Annotated in this window: 17 protein-coding genes; 16 read left to right on the top strand and 1 reads right to left on the bottom strand. The window is 67.8% G+C overall.

Annotated elements, in window-relative coordinates; genetic code table 11:
* Nucleotides 1–3: 3 nt before the first annotated feature.
* Nucleotides 4–1,239 (bottom strand): phosphoglycerate dehydrogenase, encoded by a 1,236-nt coding sequence (serA, locus tag NM961_RS17115; protein ID WP_255915631.1) that lies wholly within the window; start codon nucleotides 1,237–1,239, stop codon nucleotides 4–6.
* A gap of 155 nt (nucleotides 1,240–1,394) precedes the next feature.
* Here serA and NM961_RS17110 point away from each other — a divergent pair, with 155 nt between their 5' ends.
* The 16 genes from NM961_RS17110 (at nucleotide 1,395) to NM961_RS17035 (ending at nucleotide 18,878) form a co-directional block, all read left to right on the top strand.
* Entirely contained in the window at nucleotides 1,395–2,777 is a 1,383-nt protein-coding gene (locus NM961_RS17110; RefSeq protein ID WP_255915630.1) for a D-2-hydroxyglutarate dehydrogenase, read from the top strand.
* Between the two features lie 84 nt (nucleotides 2,778–2,861).
* Nucleotides 2,862–3,965, top strand: a complete 1,104-nt coding sequence (pheA, locus tag NM961_RS17105) for a prephenate dehydratase (RefSeq protein WP_255915629.1) — start codon at nucleotides 2,862–2,864, stop codon at nucleotides 3,963–3,965.
* The gene (hisC, locus tag NM961_RS17100) at nucleotides 3,962–5,074 is read left to right on the top strand and encodes a histidinol-phosphate transaminase (protein WP_255915628.1); all 1,113 of its coding nucleotides are present in this window, start codon (nucleotides 3,962–3,964) and stop codon (nucleotides 5,072–5,074) included. The genes pheA and hisC overlap by 4 nt, the downstream gene beginning before the upstream one ends.
* A complete protein-coding gene (gene aroA, locus NM961_RS17095) occupies nucleotides 5,071–6,384 on the top strand; it encodes a 3-phosphoshikimate 1-carboxyvinyltransferase (RefSeq protein ID WP_255915627.1) in 1,314 nt (437 codons plus the stop codon). Before hisC ends, aroA begins: the two co-directional genes overlap by 4 nt.
* A gap of 19 nt (nucleotides 6,385–6,403) precedes the next feature.
* Entirely contained in the window at nucleotides 6,404–6,796 is a 393-nt protein-coding gene (locus tag NM961_RS17090; RefSeq protein WP_255915626.1) for a tautomerase family protein, read from the top strand.
* 293 nt (nucleotides 6,797–7,089) lie between these two features.
* Nucleotides 7,090–7,776, top strand: a complete 687-nt coding sequence (cmk, locus tag NM961_RS17085) for a (d)CMP kinase (RefSeq protein ID WP_255915625.1) — start codon at nucleotides 7,090–7,092, stop codon at nucleotides 7,774–7,776.
* A gap of 57 nt (nucleotides 7,777–7,833) precedes the next feature.
* Nucleotides 7,834–9,594 (top strand): 30S ribosomal protein S1, encoded by a 1,761-nt coding sequence (rpsA, locus tag NM961_RS17080; protein WP_255915624.1) that lies wholly within the window; start codon nucleotides 7,834–7,836, stop codon nucleotides 9,592–9,594.
* Between the two features lie 188 nt (nucleotides 9,595–9,782).
* Entirely contained in the window at nucleotides 9,783–10,079 is a 297-nt protein-coding gene (locus tag NM961_RS17075) for an integration host factor subunit beta (protein WP_133821022.1), read from the top strand.
* 43 nt (nucleotides 10,080–10,122) lie between these two features.
* The gene (locus NM961_RS17070) at nucleotides 10,123–10,407 is read left to right on the top strand and encodes a LapA family protein (protein ID WP_255915623.1); all 285 of its coding nucleotides are present in this window, start codon (nucleotides 10,123–10,125) and stop codon (nucleotides 10,405–10,407) included.
* A 10-nt stretch (nucleotides 10,408–10,417) separates the two neighbouring features.
* Nucleotides 10,418–11,590, top strand: a complete 1,173-nt coding sequence (gene lapB / locus NM961_RS17065; RefSeq protein WP_255915622.1) for a lipopolysaccharide assembly protein LapB — start codon at nucleotides 10,418–10,420, stop codon at nucleotides 11,588–11,590.
* Nucleotides 11,591–11,593: 3 nt separating this feature from the next.
* The gene (locus NM961_RS17060; protein ID WP_255915621.1) at nucleotides 11,594–12,607 is read left to right on the top strand and encodes an MraY family glycosyltransferase; all 1,014 of its coding nucleotides are present in this window, start codon (nucleotides 11,594–11,596) and stop codon (nucleotides 12,605–12,607) included.
* 64 nt (nucleotides 12,608–12,671) lie between these two features.
* On the top strand, nucleotides 12,672–14,489 hold the full coding sequence (locus NM961_RS17055; protein ID WP_255915694.1) for a nucleoside-diphosphate sugar epimerase/dehydratase: 1,818 nt from the start codon (nucleotides 12,672–12,674) through the stop codon (nucleotides 14,487–14,489).
* Between the two features lie 16 nt (nucleotides 14,490–14,505).
* Nucleotides 14,506–15,378, top strand: a complete 873-nt coding sequence (galU, locus tag NM961_RS17050; RefSeq protein ID WP_255915620.1) for a UTP--glucose-1-phosphate uridylyltransferase GalU — start codon at nucleotides 14,506–14,508, stop codon at nucleotides 15,376–15,378.
* A gap of 38 nt (nucleotides 15,379–15,416) precedes the next feature.
* A complete protein-coding gene (locus NM961_RS17045) occupies nucleotides 15,417–16,601 on the top strand; it encodes a trans-sulfuration enzyme family protein (protein WP_255915619.1) in 1,185 nt (394 codons plus the stop codon).
* Nucleotides 16,602–16,629: 28 nt separating this feature from the next.
* Nucleotides 16,630–17,601 (top strand): hypothetical protein, encoded by a 972-nt coding sequence (locus NM961_RS17040; RefSeq protein ID WP_255915618.1) that lies wholly within the window; start codon nucleotides 16,630–16,632, stop codon nucleotides 17,599–17,601.
* Complete coding sequence (locus tag NM961_RS17035; protein ID WP_255915617.1) at nucleotides 17,598–18,878, top strand: NAD(P)/FAD-dependent oxidoreductase; 1,281 nt, start codon at nucleotides 17,598–17,600, stop codon at nucleotides 18,876–18,878. The genes NM961_RS17040 and NM961_RS17035 overlap by 4 nt, the downstream gene beginning before the upstream one ends.
* Nucleotides 18,879–19,011: the final 133 nt, after the last annotated feature.

Genomic DNA, 19,011 nt, shown 5'->3' with positions numbered 1-19,011 from the left:
CCCTCAGTACAGCACGCGGGCGCGCAAGGTCCCCGGAATCGCCGCGAGTGCGTCCTTCAGCTCCGCCGCGCGTTCTTCCGGCATGGACACGTCGATGACCACGTAGCCCACCTGCGGATCGGTCTGCAGGTACTGGCCGTCGATGTTGACGTTCTCGCGCGAGAACAGGTCGTTGATGCGCGAAAGCATGCCGGGCACATTCTTGTGGATGTGCAGCAGGCGCCGGCTGTGCGGATGTTCCGGCAGCGAGGCTTCGGGGAAGTTCACCGCCGACAGGGTGGAGCCGTTGTCGCTGTAGCGCACCAGCTTGGAGGCGACCTCGATGCCGATGTTGTCCTGCGCTTCCAGCGTGCTGCCGCCGACGTGCGGCGTAAGGATCACGTTGTCCATGCCGATCAGCGGCGAGACGAAGGGATCGTTGTTGCCCTTGGGCTCGACCGGGAACACGTCGACCGCGGCGCCGGCCAGATGGCCGCTGCGCAGGCTGGCGGCAAGCGCATCGATGTCGACCACGGTGCCGCGGGAGGCGTTGATCAGCATGCTGCCGGGGCGCATGCGGCCGAACTGTTCGGCGCCCATCATCATCTGCGTGGCCGGGGTTTCCGGTACGTGCAGGGTGACGATGTCGGCGCGGCCGAGCAGGTCGTTCAGGCTCAGCGCCGGACGCGCGTTGCCCAGGGCGAGCTTGGTTTCGATGTCGTGGTAGATCACGCGCATGCCCAGGGCCTCGGCGAGCAGGCCGACCTGGGTACCGATATGGCCGTAGCCGATGATGCCCAGCACCTTGTCGCGCACCTCGAAGCTGCCGGCGGCGGACTTGGACCAGCCGCCGCGGTGGCATTCGGCGTTCTTTTGCGGAATCCGCCGCATCAGCAATATGGCTTCGGCGATGACCAGCTCGGCCACGCTGCGGGTGTTGGAATAGGGCGCGTTGAAGACCGGGATGCCGGCGGCCTTGGCCGCGCCCAGGTCGACCTGGTTGGTGCCGATGCAGAAGCAGCCTATGGCGATCAGGCGCTTGGCGTGCTCCAGCACCTCGGCGCTGAGCTGGCTGCGCGAGCGAATGCCGATCAGGTGGGCCTCGGCGATGCGCTGCTTGAGTTCGGCCTCGGGCAGGGACTTGTCGTGCAGCTCGATCTGCGAATAGCCGGCATTCTGGAAGGTTTCCACCGCGCTGCGGCTGATGCCTTCCAGCAGCAGCACGCGGATGTCCTGCTTGGGGTAAGACGTCTTCTTCATTGTTTGATCGCGCCAGGGAATTGGTGTAGTAGCGCGGCCGCATCGTATCCGCGCAGAAAGCGAACTATGCCAATGGAATCCAGTCTGCCGCAATGCAGCACTGGACGGCTAATGACATCGCTGGCAGGCTCGCCCGATCCCCTGCCGGAGCCCGCATGAACACGCCGTCCCTTGCCGACCTGCGCGCCAGCCTGCCTGGACTGAAGCTTTTGACCGAGGCGGCGGAACTGGAACATTACGGCCGCGACTGGACGCGGCGCTGGACGCCGGCACCGCTGGCGATAGCGCTGCCGGCCAGTGCGGAGGAAGTCCAGGCCCTGGTGCGCTGGGCCAACGCGGCCGGCGTGGCCGTGGTGCCTTCGGGCGGCCGCACCGGGCTTTCCGGCGGCGCGGTCGCGGCCAATGGCGAATTGGTCATCAGCCTGGAGCGCATGAACCGCGTGCTGGGCTTCGACGCGGTCGACCGCACGCTCACGGTGCAGCCCGGCATTGCGCTGGAGGCTGTGCACAACGCGGCGCGTGGGCATGGCCTGATTTACCCGGTGGATTTCGGCGCGCGCGGCTCCTGCCAGATCGGCGGCAACATCGCCACCAACGCCGGCGGCATCCGCGTGATCCGCTACGGCAATACGCGCAACTGGATCGCCGGGCTGAAAGTGGTCACCGGCGCGGGCGAACTGCTGGATCTCAACCGCGGCCTGATCAAGAACGCCACCGGCTACGACCTGCGCCATCTGTTCATCGGTTCCGAAGGCACCCTGGGCATCGTGGTCGAGGCCACCTTGAGCCTGACCGACGCGCCGCCGCCTTCGCAGGTGCTGCTGTTTGCGGTGCCGCACATGGATGCGCTGATGCAGGTCTACGCCACCTGCCGCGCGCGCCTGAGCCTGAGCGCGTTCGAGTTCTTCACCGACCGCGCCCTGCATCACGTCGCCGCGCATGGCGCCCAGCGCCCGTTCGGCGAGGATTCGCCGTACTACGTGGTGACCGAGTTCGACGCCGCCGACGAAGCCGCCCAGGCACAGGCCCTGGCGGTGTTCGAGCATTGCCTGGAGCAGGGCTGGGTCAGCGACGGCGTGATCAGCCAGAGCGAGGCCCAGGCGCGCAGCCTGTGGCGCCTGCGCGAGGGCATCACCGAAAGCCTGGCGCCGCACAAGCCGTACAAGAACGACATTTCCGTGCGCATCAGCGTGGTGCCGGCCTTCCTGCAGGCGATGCAGGCGCTGCTGACGCGGGAATATCCGGCCTTCGACGTGGTCTGGTTCGGTCATATCGGCGATGGCAACCTGCACATCAACATCGTCAAGCCGGCGGAGCTGGACTATCCCGCTTTCATCGCCGAGTGCGAGCGCGTGACCGAGCTGATGTGCGAGGTGCTGCAGCAGCACGGCGGCAGCATTTCGGCCGAGCACGGCATAGGCCTGGTCAAGAAGCCCTATCTGGCCAGCGCGCGCAGTGCAGAGGAGATCGCCCTGATGCGCGGCATCCGCGCCGTGCTGGATCCCAACGGCGTCATGAACCCCGGCAAGCTTTTCTGAGGGCCGGCGCGCTTATCGCGCAATCACATATCCGTACGCGCGGCCGCATCGCGTATAAGCTGCACTGTTGAACCAGAGACCGCAATGAACGCTTCCGATTCCTCCGCACCGCTGGACCTGGCCCAGACCCGCCAGCGCATCGACGCCATTGACCGCGAAATCCAGCAGCTCATCGCCGAGCGTGCCCGCTGGGCGCAGCAGGTCGGCAAGGCCAAGGGCGAACTCAAGGCCGCCGTGGACTACTACCGGCCCGAGCGCGAGGCCCAGGTGCTGCGCATGGTCATCGACCGCAATGCCGGCGGCCCGCTCAGCAACGAGGAAATGGTGCGGCTGTTCCGCGAGATCATGTCGGCCTGCCTGGCCCAGCAGGAGCCGCTCAAGATCGGCTTCCTCGGCCCGGAAGGCACCTTCAGCCAGCAGGCCGTGCTCAAGCACTTCGGCCATTCCATCAAGGGCCTGCCGCTGGCGACCATCGACGAAGTGTTCCAGGAAGTGGCGGCCGGCAATGCCGACTTCGGCGTGGTGCCGATCGAGAACTCCAGCGAAGGCACGGTGAATTCCTCGCTGGACCTGTTCGTCACCTCGCCGCTGAAGATCTGCGGCGAGATCGAGCTGCGCGTGCACCAGCACCTGCTCGCGCGCAGCGGCCGGCTGGAAGACATCGAGCGCGTGTACTCGCATCCGCAGTCGCTGGGCCAGTGCAAGGCCTGGCTGCGCGCCAATCTGCCCAAGGCCGAACGCATTCCGGTGTCTAGCAATGCCGAGGCCGCGCGCCGCGCGCGCAACGCCGACGATGCCGCGGCGATCGCCGGCGAGACTGCCGCGCATATCTACGGCCTCAAAGTGGTATCGCGTTCGATCGAGGACCGCCCGGACAACACCACGCGCTTCTTCGTGATCGGCCGCGAGCTGTTCCCGGCCTCGGGCCATGACAAGACCTCGCTGCTGATGTCGGTCAAGGACAAGCCCGGTGCGCTGTACGAACTGCTCACGCCGTTCGCCGAGCAGGGCCTGTCCATGACCAAGATCGAATCGCGCCCGGCGCGTACGGGAAAATGGGAATATGTGTTCTTTGTCGAAGTGGAAGGGCATGTCGAGGATCCGCGCATGAGCGGCGCCATTGCCGCCGCGGCGGCGCGCGCGGCCGAGCTGAAGGTACTGGGTTCCTATCCGGTGGCACTGCTGTGAGCCGGGAAATCCTTTCGCTGGCCAACGCGGCGACGCAGAAACTGCGCGCCTATGATCCGGGCCATGACCTGCCCGCGCTGCGCACGGAATACGGTGCGCGCCTGATCGAGCTGGGTTCCAACGAGACCTCGCTGGGCGCGAGCCCGGCGGTGGCGGCGGCGATCACCGCGGCGCTCCCTGACATCTACCGCTATCCCGATCCCAAGGGCGGCGCGCTCAAGCGCGCGCTGGCCGCACAGCTGGGGGTGGAGACGGCGCAGATCGCGCTGGGCAACGGCTCGCACGAACTGCTGATGCTGATTGCGCAGTGCTTCGCCGATGCGCAGAGTTCGGTGGTGTATTCGCAGTACGGCTTCGCCGTGTTCGCCATCGGTACGGCTGCGGCCGGCGCCCAGGCTATCTGTGTGCCGGCGCTGCCGGCCGACCATGCGGCGGCGCCGCTGGGACACGATCTCGCCGCCCTGGCCGCGGCGGTGCGGCCGGATACGCGGCTGCTGTTCGTCGCCAATCCGAACAATCCCACCGGCACCTGGTTCGACGACGCGGCGCTGGACGAATTCCTGGGCCGGCTGCCGGATCATGTCGTCGTTGTCGTCGACGAGGCTTATGCCGAGTACGTCACCGCGCCGGGCGCCAGTTCGGCTGTGCGCCTGCTGCGCGGCGGCGGCCGGCGCAATCTCATCGTCACCCGCACGTTCTCCAAGGCCCACGCCCTGGCCGGCCTGCGCGTGGGCTATGCGGTCGGTTCGGCTGAGGCCATCGCCGTGCTGGAGCGCCTGCGCGAATCCTTCAACGTCAACAGCCTGGGCCTGGTCGCTGCCGAGGCGGCCCTGGCCGATACGGCGCATGCGGCACGCATCCGCGAGCACACCGCGGCCGAGCGCGAATGGCTGGCGGCACGGCTGCGCGAGCGCGGCCTGCGCGTGTTCCCGTCGCAGACCAATTTCCTGCTGGTGGATTTCGGCCGCGACGCGCGCGAAATCGAAGAAAAGCTGTTCCGTCATGCGGTGGTCGTGCGGCCCATGGCCGGCTACGGCCTGCCCAACTGCCTGCGTATCAGCGTAGGCCTGCGCAGCGAGAGCGAGCGCCTGCTGGAGGCGCTGGCATGAGCGGCGGCGATGTCTGGACCAGCCTGCGCGCCGGTCCGCTGCAAGGCGACGTTCGCGTACCCGGCGACAAGTCCATCTCGCATCGTGCGGTGATGTTTGCCTCGCTGGCCGATGGCATTTCCTCCATCAGCGGTTTTCTCGAAGGCGAGGACACCCGCGCCACCGCGCGCGCCTTTGCCGCCATGGGCGTGCGTGTGGAGCAGCCCAGCGCCAGCGAGCGCCGCGTGCACGGCGTCGGCCTGCACGGCCTGGCCGCGGCCGCCGGCGCGATCGACTGCGGCAATGCCGGCACCGGCATGCGCCTGCTGGCCGGCCTGCTCGCCGGACAATCCTTCGATTCGCGCCTGATCGGCGACGAATCCCTGTCGCGCCGGCCCATGCGCCGGGTGATCGAACCGCTGGGCCGCATGGGCGCGCTGATCGAGGCGGAGGAGGGCGGCCTGCCGCCGCTGCGCATCCATGGTGGACGCCGCCTGCGCGGCATCGATTACGCACTGCCGGTGGCCAGTGCCCAGGTCAAGTCCGCGCTGCTGCTGGCCGGTCTCTACGCCGAAGGCGAGACCACGGTGGTGGAGCCGCATCCCACGCGCGACTACACCGAGCGCATGCTGGCCGCCTTCGGCTGGCCCATCCGCTTCAGCGAAGGCCGCGCCAGTCTGAGCGGCGGGCACAGCCTGCGTGCGGCCGATGTGGTGGTGCCGGCGGATTTCTCCTCGGCGGCATTCTTCCTGGTCGCGGCCAGCATCGTGCCGGGCTCGGACCTGCTGCTGCGCGAAGTCGGCATCAATCCGCGCCGCACCGGACTGCTCGAGGCGCTGCGCCTGATGGGCGCGGACATCGTGCAGGAAAACCGGCGCGAACTCGGCGGCGAAGCTGTCGCCGACCTGCGCGTGCGCCATGCGCGCCTGCGCGGCATTGCCGTGCCCGAGGCGCTGGTGCCGGACATGATCGACGAATTCCCGGCCCTGTTCGTGGCCGCGGCCGCGGCCGAAGGCGAGACCCGCATCACTGGCGCGGCGGAGCTGCGGGTCAAGGAATCCGACCGTATCGCCGTGATGGCGCGCGGCCTGCGCACCCTGGGCGCGGCGATCACGGAAACGCCGGACGGCGCGGTGATCCAGGGCGGCCGTTTCGGTGCGGGAGAGGTCGACAGCGTTGGCGACCACCGCTGCGCCATGAGCTTCGCCGTTGCCGGCCTGCTGGCCGACGGCGCGGTGCGCATCCGTGACTGCGCCAATGTGGCGACCTCGTTCCCCGGCTTCGTCGAGCTGGCCAACGGCTGCGGCTTTGCGCTGGGCACGGCGGCCTGAACACGTTCAGGAGTGACGCATGGCCCAGGTCAAGATCTACGCGCGGCGCGAATGGCTGCAGGGCCGCCGCGGGGCACTGTCGGAGCTGATCCAGTCCTGCCTGGCCGAGGCGCTGGGGCTGCCGGCGGAAAAGCGCTTCCAGCGCTTCATCGCGCTGGAGGCCGAGGATTTCATCCACCCGGCCGACCGCAGCGAGCGCTATACCATCCTGGAAATCCACCTGTTCGAAGGCCGCAGCGTGGATGTCCGCAAGCAGCTGATACGGCTGCTGATCGCTCGCCTGTCGGCGCAGCTGGAACTGCATGTCAACGACATCGAGATCACCCTGGTGGAGACGCCGCGGGCGAATTGGGGCATACGCGGTCTGCCGGGCGATGAGCTGGCGTTGAATTACGCGGTCGACAAAGCCTGAATCCACTGGGCGGGGCGGCAGAACCTCGACATTCCTTGCCATGACTGCCGGGCGCGGTGCGTTTTCGTCCTGGTGCGCAGGAGCCGGCGCGGTTTTCTGAACCCAGGTGCCGCGAGCCGGGATGCTGCCAGCAGAGCGGAGCCTTGGCCCTGCCGGCGCCGTCTGAATGGAACAGGCTCCGCGGTGCCGCGCCGCTATATTGTGGCCGGGCCTGGCAACATCCAGCCGGACGCGGCACTCACCCCGGCCAAGCTGCTAGAATCCGCAGGTTTGTTCCGACCGCCAGAGCGCCCATGAGCCGATCCGACAAGCCCATCCCCGTGTTGACCATCGACGGGCCCTCGGGCTCGGGCAAGGGCACCGTCGCCCGTGTGGTGGCCGAACGGCTGGGCTGGCATCTGCTGGACTCCGGCGCGCTGTACCGGGCGGTGGGCTATGCCGCTTCCATGGCCGGGCTGGACCTGTCCGATACCGAGGCCATGACGCGCTGTGCCGAGACCACCAAGATCACCTTCCGTGATCCGAAAGATGGTCGCGAAACAAGGGTTTACGTCAATTCTCACGACTCCACCGACGATCTGCGCACGGAAACCGTCGGTGCTGTCGCGTCCGCCATCGCGGCGATTCCGTCGGTGCGCGCGGCCCTGGTCGACAAGCAGCTCAGCTTCCGCCGCGCCCCGGGCCTGGTCGCCGACGGGCGCGACATGGGCACGGTGATTTTCCCGGACGCCGGGGTCAAGGTCTTTCTCACCGCCAGCGCCGAGGAGCGCGCGAAGCGGCGCTATAAGCAGTTGAAGGACAAGGGCCTCGCCGTTACACTTGCATCCCTTTTGCGCGAGATCGAAGCGCGCGACGCCCGCGATGCGGCCCGTCCCGTGGCTCCGCTGAAGCCGGCAGCCGATGCCGTCCTCATCGACTCGACCGGAATGCCCGTCGACGCCGTCGTGGAACAGGTGCTGAGCCTGATCCGGCCGGCCTGAGCATCGCCTTCTTCGGTTTTGCACAAAGGGAAAAGGTCCCGCATCGCGGGGAATTCAATGGTGTCCGCAAGGGCGCCCCAACAGGCAAGCCGGTCGTGCCGGGACAGTCTCCATGCTGCCCGCACTGCGGCTTTTTTCCATTCTGGAATCAACATGACTGAAAGTTTTGCCGAACTGTTTGAACAGAGCGAAGCCCTGATCAAATTCAAGCCGGGCACCATCGTTACCGGCGTCGTGGTCGACATCAAGTCGGACGTCGTCGTCGTCAACGCCGGGCTCAAGTCCGAGGGCATCGTGCCCATCGAGCAATTCCGCAACGAACGCGGCGAGCTCGAAGTGGCCGTGGGCGACGAGGTCAAGGTCGCCCTGGATTCGCTGGAGAACGGGTTCGGCGAGACCATGCTCTCGCGCGAGAAGGCCAAGCGCTCGCTCGTGTGGGACGAACTCGAAGAGGCGCAGAAGGCCAACGCCACCGTCACCGGCCGCATCAGCGGCAAGGTCAAGGGCGGCTTCACCGTCGACATCAAGGATGTGCGCGCGTTCCTGCCGGGCTCCCTGGTCGACGTGCGCCCGGTGCGCGATCCGGTCTACCTCGAGGGCAAGGAACTCGAGTTCAAGATCATCAAGCTCGACCGCAAGCGCAACAACGTCGTGGTCTCGCGCCGCGCCGTGGTGGAAAGCGAATTCAGCGCCGAGCGCGAATCGCTGCTGGAAAAGCTGCAGGAAGGCGCGGTCATCAAGGGCGTGGTCAAGAACCTCACCGACTACGGCGCGTTCGTCGACCTCGGCGGCATCGACGGCCTGCTGCACATCACCGACATGGCGTGGAAGCGCGTGCGCCATCCGTCCGAAGTGGTCAACGTCGGCGACGAGCTGGACGTCCGCGTGCTGAAGTTCGACCGCGAGCGCAACCGCGTCTCGCTGGGCCTCAAGCAGATGGGCGAGGATCCGTGGGTCAACATCGCCCGCCGCTATCCGGCCAACACCCGCCTGTTCGGCAAGGTCTCCAACGTCACCGACTACGGCTGCTTCGTCGAGCTGGAGCCGGGCGTGGAAGGCCTGGTGCACGTGTCCGAGATGGACTGGACCAACAAGAACGTCAACCCGAGCAAGCTGGTTCAGGTCGGCGACGAAGTGCAGGTCATGGTGCTCGACGTGGATGAAGAGCGCCGCCGCATTTCGCTGGGCATCAAGCAGACCCAGTCCAACCCGTGGGAAACCTTCGCGGCCATCCACAAGAAGAACGACAAGGTGCGCGGCCAGATCAAGTCGATCACCGACTTCGGCATCTTCGTCGGCCTGGAAGGCGGCATCGACGGCCTGGTTCACCTGTCCGACATCTCCTGGCAGGCTACCGGCGAAGACCTCGTCCGCCAGTTCAAGAAGGGCGACGAAGTCGAGGCCGTGGTGCTGGCGGTGGATCCGGAGCGCGAGCGCATCTCGCTGGGCATCAAGCAGCTGGAACAGGATCCGTTCGGCCAGTTCATGGCCGGCTCGCCCAAGGGCAGCATCGTCACCGGTACCGTCAAGGAAGTGGACGCGCGCGGCGCGACCATCGACCTGGGCGACGGCGTCGAGGGCTACCTGCGTGCCAACGACATCGCCAAGGAACGCATCGACGATGCGACCCAGCACCTGAAGGTGGGCGACAAGGTCGAAGCCAAGTTCATCGGCATGGACCGCAAGGGCCGCACCCTGCAGCTGTCGATCCGCGCCAAGGACGAGGAAGAGCTTGCTTCGGCGCTGGAGGAATACCAGTCCTCCACCCTGGGCACCGCCAAGCTCGGCGCGCTGCTCAAGGAACAGCTGAAGAAGTAAGCACCGGGCCGGCCGGGCAGGGCCTTCCTGTACCGGCCGGCAGGGGTTTTCTGAATGGCGGCTTCGGCCGCCATTCTTTTTGGCCATGATTTGACGCAGTTGGCCGCTGCAACTACGTGAATGGATTCGCGGAATGCGCTAAGCTCGCGTTCCGTAACGGAACTCTACCCGGCGGAGCCGAACTACCCATGACCAAGTCCGAGCTGATCGAGGCCCTGGCCGACCGGCAGAAGCACCTTGCGTTCAATGATGTCGAGCTGGCGGTGAAAAACCTGCTTGAGCAGATGAGCCAGGCCCTGTCTGGCGGCGAACGTATCGAGATACGCGGCTTCGGCAGTTTTTCCCTGCATTTCCGTCCGCCGCGCATGGGGCGCAACCCCAAGACCGGCGCCGCCGTCGCGCTGCCGGGCAAGCATGTGCCGCACTTCAAGCCGGGCAAGGAATTGCGCGAGCGGGTGAACCAGTCCGAAGATCCCATCCGCTGAGCCCTGCGCCCCCGGCGCAGGCGCGCCCCGACCCGGATCTGCCATGCGAGTCGTCTGGACCCTTCTTGCTCTGTTGTTTGTCCTCGCCGGCGCCGTGTTCGGCGCGCTGAACGGCGACAGCGTCGCGTTCGATTTCTATTTCTTCCAGCCTGCCCTGCACAAGGGCGCGGCCCTGCTGGCGGCCTTCCTCGCCGGCTGGCTGGTGGCCGGCCTGACACTGTGGCTGGGCGTGATCCTGCCGCTGAAGCGCCGCCTGGCGCGGCAGCGGCGCGATCAGCTGCAGCGCGAGCAACGGCGCGAGGCGCCCGAAGCCGCAGCGGCGGAGTGAACGGCGCTCAATGAATCCGCTCTACCTGCTGTTCCTGCTGTTGCCGGTGGCCGCGTTCTCGGGCTGGTGGATCGCCCGCCGCTCCAGCGCGCGCACGTCGGGCGAACGTGTCAGTGCGCTCAGCAGCAGTTATTTCCGCGGCCTGAACTATCTTCTGAACGAGCAGCAGGACAAGGCCATCGAGGTCTTCGTCAAGCTGGCCGAGGTCAACCGCGATACCGTCGAAACCCACCTCGCCCTGGGCAACCTGTTCCGGCGCCGCGGCGAAGTGGACCGCGCCATCCGCGTACACCAGAACCTGATCGCCCGCGAAGACCTCAGCGATGCGATGAAGACCGTCGCCCTGCTGGAACTGGGCGAGGACTACATGCGCGCCGGCCTGCTCGATCGCGCCGAAACCCTGTTCTCCGACCTGGTCGCGATGCGCGCCCACGCGCCGTCGGCGCTCAAGCATCTCATCGCGATCTACCAGCACGAGCGCGACTGGGACAAGGCCATCGCCCATGCGCGCCGGCTGGAGGAAATGACCGGCGAGACGCAGTGCGCGCTGATCGCCCAGTTCCATTGCGAACTGGCCACCGAGGCGCGCGCGCAGAAGCGTTTCGCCGATGCCAGCGAGCATATCCAGGCCGCGTTCGACTGCGCCCCGCGCAATGTGCGTGCGAGCATGCTGCAGGGCCAGGTGCTGGCCGACCAGGAACGCTATGTCGAGGCGGTGACCGCGTTCGAGCGCGTGGCCGAGCACGATGTCGATTTCGTGCCCGAGATCCTGCCGCTGCTGCTGGACGCCTATGCCAAGAGCCAGCAGATGCAGCGCGCCGAGGAATTTCTCTGCCGCATCATCGAGCGCTACCACGGCATCTCGCCGGTACTGGCGCTGAGCAAGCTGTACGCGCGCAACCAGGGCGAGGAAGCGGCAGTGGATTTCCTCACCCGCCAGCTGCGCCAGCGGCCTTCGGTGCGCGGCCTGATGGCGCTGATCAATGCCACCTTGCACAGCGCCACGGGCGAGGCGCGGGAGAACCTGCTGATCCTGCAGGACCTCACGCGCAAACTGGTGGAAGGGCAGGCCATGTACCGCTGCAACCGCTGCGGCTTCGGCGCCAAGGCGCACCATTGGCAATGTCCCAGCTGCAAGAGCTGGGGCTCGGTGCGGCCCATCCATGGCGTGGCCAACGAATAGCCCGTGAATTCCCAACCGATCTTCTGGTGCATCGCGGCGCTGCTGCTGGCGGCGCTGCTGACCGAGGCGGTGATCCGCTATGCGCAGGCCCGGCGCATGCTGGACCTGCCCGGCCAGCGCCGCGCCCACAGCGTGCCTACGCCGCGCGGCGGCGGCATGGCCATTGTCGTCGCCGTACTGGTCTGCGCCGGGCCGCTGCTGCCGCCCTGGGCCGGTGCTGGCCTGCTGCCGGCGCTGGGCCTGGCTGCGGTCGCCCTGGTCGGCTGGTGGGACGATCACGCCTCGCTGGAGCCGCTGCCGCGCATCCTGGTGCACCTGCTGGCCGGCCTGCTGCTGGCGCTGGCCTTGCCCCTGCCGGCGCTGGCGCTGCCGTGGCAGATCGCGCTGGGCGCGGTGGTGCTGCTGAGCACGGTATGGTCGATCAACCTGCACAACTTCATGGACGGCATCAATGGCTTTCTCAGCCTGCAGGCGGTCTGGATCTTCGGCGCTGTCGCCGGGCTGGGCGCGCTGGGCCTGGCGCATGGCCTGGGCAGCCTGCCGCTGCTGTTGGCCGCAGCCAGTCTGGGCTTTCTGCCGTTCAACTTTCCGCGCGCGCGGACCTTCCTCGGCGATGCCGGCAGCGGTGCGCTGGGTTTTCTGATCGCCGCGGTGCTGTGGGCCGCGGCCCTGGCCGACGCGCGCTGGTTCGCGGTCGGCCTGCTGCTGGGCAGCAGTTTTTTCATCGACGCCGGCGCCACCTTGTTCTACCGCTTTGTCCAGGGACGCCGCTGGTATAGTGCCCACCGCGAACACCTTTATCAGTGGCTGGTCCGTCGCGGCTGGTCGCATGCCCGCATCGTGAGTCACTACATGGCGTGGAACCTCCTTCTGATCGCTCCGCTGGCGCTGTTCGCCGGCCTCAGCCGTGGGCTGGCGCCGGGCTTTGCCGCCGTGGCGCTGGCCTATGCGGGCGGTCTGCTGCTGCGCCACCGCGCGCGGCTGGCCATACTGGCCGGAGCGCGCCGCCGTGCCTGACCTGATCCGCCGCAGCATAGGCCTGATCCATCCGCGCCTGGCCGTGGTCGTGCACGACCTGGCCATGACCTGGGCCGCCTGGATTGCGACCTATGCGATCCGCAACACCGTGCTGCCCGAGCCGCAGCCGGTGATCTGGTTCGGTCCCGAAGTCGTGGTGCTGCTCGCGGTGCAGGCGGCGGTGTTCTGGTGGACCGGCCTCTACCGCGGCCTGTGGCGTTTCGCCAGCCTGCCGGACCTGTGGAACATCGTCCGCGCCGGCGCCACCGGCGCGGTGCTGGTCGCCATCACCCTGTTCCTCTACAACCGCCTGCACACCGTGCCGCGCGGCGTGCTGCTGATCTATCCCGCCGCCCTGGTGGTGTTCCTGGGCGCGCCGCGGCTGAGCTACCGTTTCTGGAAGGATTCGCGCCTGGACCTGTTCAACGACAGTCCCAGCCAGCGCGTGCTGGTGCTCGGTGCCGGCCGCGCCGGCGAGGCGCTGGCGCGCGATCTCAAGCGCGAGAACCGCTACCGCGTGGTCGGCTTCGTCGACGACAACCCGCAGCTGCGCGGCGCCAAGCTGCACGGCGTGCCGGTGCTGGGCACGCTGGAGAAACTGCCGCAGATCGCCACCGAAGTCGCGGTGGAAATGCTGCTGATCGCAATGCCGTCCTCCAGCAATGCGCAGATGCGCCGGGTGGTGGAGCTGTGCGAGTCCACCGGCCTGCCGTTCCGCACCGTGCCGCGGCTGGACGATGTGGTCTCGGGGCGTTCGCAGTTCAATGAATTGAAGGAAGTCGCGATCGAGGACCTGCTCGGACGCGATCCGGTGCAGCTGGACTGGACTGCGATCCGCGGCGGCCTTACCGGCAAGCGCGTGCTGGTCACCGGCGGCGGCGGTTCCATCGGCTCGGAGCTGTGCCGCCAGGTCGCGCGCCTGGGCGCGCATTCGCTGACCATCCTGGAACTGTCCGAGTACAACCTGTACCGCATCGAGCAGGAACTGCGCGCGGCCTGGCCGGAGCTGATCCTGGACGCGCGCATCGGCAACGCCGGCGACGCGGCGACCTGCGAACACGTGCTGGCCGCGGTACAGCCCCAGGTCGTATTCCACGCCGCCGCCTACAAGCACGTGCCGCTGCTGCAGGGCCAACTGCGCGAGGCGGTGCGCAACAACGCGCTGGCCACGCGCTGCGTCGCCGATGCCTGCGACCGCCACGGCGTGGAATGCATGGTGCTGATTTCCACCGACAAGGCGGTCAATCCCACCAGCGTGATGGGCGCATCCAAGCGCGTGGCCGAGATCTACTGCCAGAACCTGGCCAGCCGCTCGCGCACCCGCTTCATCACGGTGCGTTTCGGCAACGTGCTGGATTCGGCCGGCTCCGTGGTGCCGCTGTTCCGCGAGCAGATCCGCGCCGGCGGCCCGGTCACCGTGACCCATCCGGAGATCACCCGCTATTTCATGACCATTCCGGAAGCCTGCCAGCTGATCCTGCAGGCCGAGGTGCTGGGCAAGGGCGGCGAGATCTTTGCGCTGGACATGGGCGAACCGGTGCGCATACGCGATCTGGCCGAGCAAATGATCCGCCTCAACGGCAAGCTGCCCGGACGCGACGTGCAGATCGTCTACACCGGCCTGCGCCCCGGCGAGAAGCTGTTCGAGGAACTGTTCCACCCGCTGGAAAACTACCGCAACACGGCCCACGCCAAGATCTTCCTGGCGCAGCCGCGCAGCATGAGCTGGGAACTGCTCAACGCCCAGCTCGCCCGCGCCGCCCAGGCCGTGCAGGAATTCGACGAGGAGCAGCTGCGCCGCTGTCTGGCCGTGCTGCTGCCCGATTTCGCCTGGCGCGAGAACGAGCAGGCCGCCGTTCTCCCGTTCGGCCGCAGCCAATAACCCGCAAGGAGCACGCATGTCGCAACGTCTTCGCAAGGTCGTCTTCCCGGTCGCCGGCCTGGGTACGCGCTTCCTGCCCGCGACCAAGGTGGTCGCCAAGGAAATGCTGCCGGTGCTGGACCGCCCGCTGATCCAGTACGCGGTCGACGAGGCCGTCGACGCCGGCGCCGATACGCTGATCTTCGTGACCAACCGCTACAAGCACGCCATCGCCGACTACTTCGACAAGGCCTATGAGCTGGAGACCAAGCTGGAACAGGCCGGCAAGAAGGAACTGCTGGCGATGGTGCAGAACGTGCTGCCCAAGCACGTGCGCTGCGTGTTCGTGACCCAGCCCGAGGCCCTGGGCCTGGGCCATGCGGTGCTCTGCGCCAAGCCGGTCGTCGGCAACGAGCCCTTTGGCGTGATCCTGCCGGACGACCTGATCTGGAACCGCGGCGCCAGCGCGCTGCGCCAGATGGCGGAACTGGCCGCGTTCGAGAATTCCGGCGTGATCGCCGTCGAAGAAGTGCCGCGCGAGCAGACCAACAAATACGGCATCGTGGATGCGACGCCGGTCAGCGACCGCGCCGCGCTGATCCGCCTGATGGTGGAAAAGCCCAAGCCCGAGGAGGCGCCGTCCAACCTGGCCGTGGTTGGCCGCTACGTGCTGCCGGGACGCATCTTCTCGCTGCTGGAATCGACCAAGCCCGGCGCCGGCGGCGAGATCCAGCTCACCGACGCGATCGACGCGCTGCTCAAGCAGGAGCGCGTGCTGGCCTACCGCTTCGAGGGCGAGCGCTTCGACTGCGGCAACAAGCTGGGCCTGGTCAAGGCCACGCTGCATTTCGCCCTGCAGGACGAAAGCCTGGCCGCCGCGACGCGGGAATTCGTCGCCGCCGCGAAGTAAGCCGGGCGGGGCAGGGAAGCAGGAGCGCGGTTTTGGCCATGCAGGAACACGACCTCAGCTACATCCTCAACCACCTGGGCGAGGAAGACCGCGCGCGCCACCGCGGCGCGGTCGCGCCGCCGGTCTACCAAAGCGCGATCTTTGCCTTCGATTCGGTTGCGGCCATGCGCCGGGGCTTTGCCGACGAGCTGGACCAGACCGTCTACACCCGCGGCAACAACCCGACGGTGGAGATCCTGCGCAAGAAGCTGGCCGCGCTGGAGGGCGCCGAGGATGCGCTGCTGTTCGGCTCCGGCGCCGCGGCCATCGCCGCGGGCGTGCTCGCCGGGCTGCGCGCCGGCGATCATGTGGTCTGCGTGCAGAAGCCGTATTCCTGGACGCGGACCCTGGTACGCGATTTCCTCGCCCGCTTCGGTGTGGCGCACAGCTTCGTCGATGCCAGCGATGTCGAGCAGATCGAGGCCGCGCTGCGCGAGAACACGCGTCTGGTCGTGCTGGAAAGCCCCAACACCATGACCTACGAGCAGCAGGACCTCGCTGCCGTGGCCCAGCTTGCGCGTGCACGCGGTATCCGCACCCTGGTCGACAACAGCTATGCCACGCCGCTGAACCAGAATCCGCTCGCCTTGGGCATAGACCTGGTCGCGCATTCGGCCACCAAGTACCTCAACGGCCACAGCGACGTGCTGGCCGGCGTGCTCTGCGGCAGCAAGGCGCTGATCCGCGAGGTGTTCCAGGGGCCGTACATGACCCTGGGCGCGATGTTGTCGCCGCATGATGCCTGGCTGATGATCCGTGGCCTGCGCACCTTGCCGCTGCGCATGCGCCAGGTCGCCGAAACCACGGCGCGAGTGATCGAATTCCTCAAGGCGCACCCCAAGATCGAGCAGATCTGGTATCCGCACGACGCGGACTATCCCCAGGCCGGGCTGAGCCGGCGCCAGACCCGCGGCGCCAGCGGCCTGCTCTCGTTCACCATCCGCTGCGACACGACGGCGGCGGTGGAGCGCTTCTGCGATGCGCTGCAGCGCGTGCTGATGACGGTGTCCTGGGGCGGCTACGAATCGCTGCTGTTTCCGGTGGCCGTGGTCTATCCGCCGGATACGCGCGTGGGCCAGCAGCGGCCCGGCCAGGTGCCGGTGAATCTGGTGCGGCTGTCGGTGGGCCTGGAAGAGGCCGATTCGCTGCTGGCCGATCTCGCGCAGGCCCTGGATCGCGTGTAGGGTTCGGCCATCCGTCTGCGGAGGAAGCATGCGCCATTCACTGTGTCTCGTACTGGGTTCCAGCCTGCTGCTGTCGGCCTGCGCCACGCTGTCGGCCGGCGGCACCAAATCTGCCGCGCCGGTGGGCGCACCGCCGGAGCTGGCCGGCGAATACGACAACCATGCCGAGCGCTGGAGCGCCTCGGCCGGCGGCAAGCAGGCGCCGGCGGCCAATGCCGCGCCGGCTATCCATCATTGGATCAGCCATCCCGGCGGCGACCGCAGCCAGCTGCTCTGGCGCGTGGTGCTGCCCGACACCACGCCGGTGCAGGAGGCGCGCTGGCTGCTGCGTAATGAGAAGAATGGATTTGTACCGTACCGGCCGCTCAACGCCGCGGCCGAGGCGGTGTTCCAGACGCCGGACAAGGCCGTGCGCGTGGACGAGAAATCCTGGGCGCCGCTGACCGCCTGCACGCTCAAGGCGGCCGCCTCACGCAACGGTCTGGCCTTCGCCGCCGATCCCTCCGCCTGCAGCGCACTGCTGCCGGGCATAGGCGCGACCGCGGCGCTGCTGCCGCTGCGCTTCGAGCTGATCGAGGACCGCCTGCGCGTAGTCACCGTGGCCGACCAGGCCCGCGGCGTCGATGCGGCTACGCTGTCGCAGCGCGTGCGCTGGTTCACCGGCTGGGATGCGCTCAACGGCGCCGGCGCGCGCGCCGGTGCGGAGAACAATGACTGGCATCTGCAGCGCGACCTGCGCCTGCACAGCGAAGGTGGCCGCGTGGCGCTGAAATACCGCGACGGCGCGGCATCGGGCTATTCGCTGGAACTGGCCCGCCTGACCTACCGCGAGAGCAACACCGAAGTGCTGCGCCTGGCGGTGATGGAAGATGCCACCGGCAAGATGATGTCGTATGTCTGGGCCGATCCGGATTCGCGCCGCATAGGCCTGAGCCTGGGCTGGCTGCAGGTCGGCCTGGAACAGGAACTGCCCAACAACAAGGGCAAGCGGCCGGAATGAGCGGACTGCCCGCCAGCTACTACCGCGCCACGGCCACGGCCTACGGCGGCTTCGCGCCGCTGACGGGCCGGCATGCCAAGCGCGTGGTCGTGGTCGGCGGCGGCTATGCCGGGCTCAACACGGCGCTGGGCCTGGCCGAGCGCGGCGTGCAGGATGTGCTGCTGCTGGAGCAGGACAGCGTCGGCTTCGGCGCCTCCGGCCGCAACGGCGGCTTCGTCTTCGCCGGTTATTCCCGCGGCGAGGAATCGCTGGTGGAAAAACTCGGCCTGGAGCAGGCCAAGGCGCTGTTCCTCAGCACCCTGGGCGGGGTGCAGCTGATCCGTTCGCGCGTGGGCAAGTACCGCATTCCCTGCGCCATGGTCGACGAGGGCGTGATCTGGGCCAACTGGTTCCGCGATCCGCGCGTGCTGCGCGAACGCCAGCAGTTCCTGGCCGAGAAATTCGGCGTGCACTGGGACTGGGTGCCGCGCGCGACCCTGCGCGAGCTGCTGCGCACCGACCGCTACAGCGACGGCCTGTGGGAACGCAACGCGGTGCATCTGCATCCGCTCAATTACGCCATAGGCCTGGCCCAGGCCGCCGCGGCCCGCGGCGTGGCGGTGCACGAGCATTCGCCGGTGCAGCTGCTGCAGCGCGCCGGCAACGGCTGGCGCCTGCGCACGTCCCAGGCCGAGATCGAGGCCGAGCACGTGGTGCTGTGCTGCGGCGGCTACCTGGCCGGGCTGGACGCGGCAGTGGACCGCGCCGTGCTGCCGATCGCGACCTATGTGATGGTCACCGAGCCGCTGGGGCCGCGGCTGCGCGAATGCATCAACACCCGCGCGGCGATCTACGACACGCGCTTCGCCTTCGACTACTACCGGCCGCTGCCGGATTCGCGCCTGCTCTGGGGCGGCCGCATCTCGGTGCGCGACCGCGCGCCGGAGCGGGTGCGCGATCTGCTCTACCGCGACCTGCTCAAGGTGTATCCGCAGCTGGCCGGTATCCATGTGGATTTCGCCTGGTCCGGCCTGATGAGCTACGCGCGCCACCAGATGCCGCAGATCGGCCGCCGCGCCGACGGCCTGTGGTATGCGCAAGCCTTCGGCGGCCACGGTGTGGCCCCGACCACAGTCGCCGGCGAGCTGCTCGCCGCCGCGATCGCCCAGGACGACGACGCCTGGCAGCGCTTCGCCCCCTTCGGACTGGTCTCCAGCTTCCGCCCGTTCGGCTTCGCCGGGGCCCAGGCCAGTTACTGGTGGTATCAGTTCAAGGACTGGCTGGCCGACAGGGATTGAAGCCGGGATTCGTGATTGGGATTCGGGATTTGTTGCAGCCGGGATTCGCGATTCGGATTGGCAGACGCGAGGTTGGTGGATATCGGCATTCCCCGAACTGCCGTGTGAGCGAATGCCTGGAATCCCTGCTGCA

The sequence above is a fragment of the Tahibacter harae genome (assembly GCF_024437735.1).
GTDB lineage: Bacteria > Pseudomonadota > Gammaproteobacteria > Xanthomonadales > Rhodanobacteraceae > Tahibacter > Tahibacter harae.
Note: the sequence above shows the minus strand (reverse complement) of the source record. Positions and strands in the feature narration are given on the sequence as shown.

Excerpts from the sequence above, each read along its gene's own strand:
- serA (WP_255915631.1), bottom strand. The coding sequence starts at position 1,239 with ATGAAGAAGACGTCTTACCCCAAGCAGGACATCCGCGTGCTGCTGCTG.
- NM961_RS17110 (WP_255915630.1), top strand. The coding sequence starts at position 1,395 with ATGAACACGCCGTCCCTTGCCGACCTGCGCGCCAGCCTGCCTGGACTG.
- pheA (WP_255915629.1), top strand. The coding sequence starts at position 2,862 with ATGAACGCTTCCGATTCCTCCGCACCGCTGGACCTGGCCCAGACCCGC.
- aroA (WP_255915627.1), top strand. The coding sequence starts at position 5,071 with ATGAGCGGCGGCGATGTCTGGACCAGCCTGCGCGCCGGTCCGCTGCAA.
- NM961_RS17090 (WP_255915626.1), top strand. The coding sequence starts at position 6,404 with ATGGCCCAGGTCAAGATCTACGCGCGGCGCGAATGGCTGCAGGGCCGC.
- cmk (WP_255915625.1), top strand. The coding sequence starts at position 7,090 with ATGAGCCGATCCGACAAGCCCATCCCCGTGTTGACCATCGACGGGCCC.
- rpsA (WP_255915624.1), top strand. The coding sequence starts at position 7,834 with ATGGTGTCCGCAAGGGCGCCCCAACAGGCAAGCCGGTCGTGCCGGGAC.
- NM961_RS17075 (WP_133821022.1), top strand. The coding sequence starts at position 9,783 with ATGACCAAGTCCGAGCTGATCGAGGCCCTGGCCGACCGGCAGAAGCAC.
- NM961_RS17070 (WP_255915623.1), top strand. The coding sequence starts at position 10,123 with ATGCGAGTCGTCTGGACCCTTCTTGCTCTGTTGTTTGTCCTCGCCGGC.
- lapB (WP_255915622.1), top strand. The coding sequence starts at position 10,418 with ATGAATCCGCTCTACCTGCTGTTCCTGCTGTTGCCGGTGGCCGCGTTC.
- NM961_RS17055 (WP_255915694.1), top strand. The coding sequence starts at position 12,672 with ATGACCTGGGCCGCCTGGATTGCGACCTATGCGATCCGCAACACCGTG.
- galU (WP_255915620.1), top strand. The coding sequence starts at position 14,506 with ATGTCGCAACGTCTTCGCAAGGTCGTCTTCCCGGTCGCCGGCCTGGGT.
- NM961_RS17045 (WP_255915619.1), top strand. The coding sequence starts at position 15,417 with ATGCAGGAACACGACCTCAGCTACATCCTCAACCACCTGGGCGAGGAA.
- NM961_RS17040 (WP_255915618.1), top strand. The coding sequence starts at position 16,630 with ATGCGCCATTCACTGTGTCTCGTACTGGGTTCCAGCCTGCTGCTGTCG.
- NM961_RS17035 (WP_255915617.1), top strand. The coding sequence starts at position 17,598 with ATGAGCGGACTGCCCGCCAGCTACTACCGCGCCACGGCCACGGCCTAC.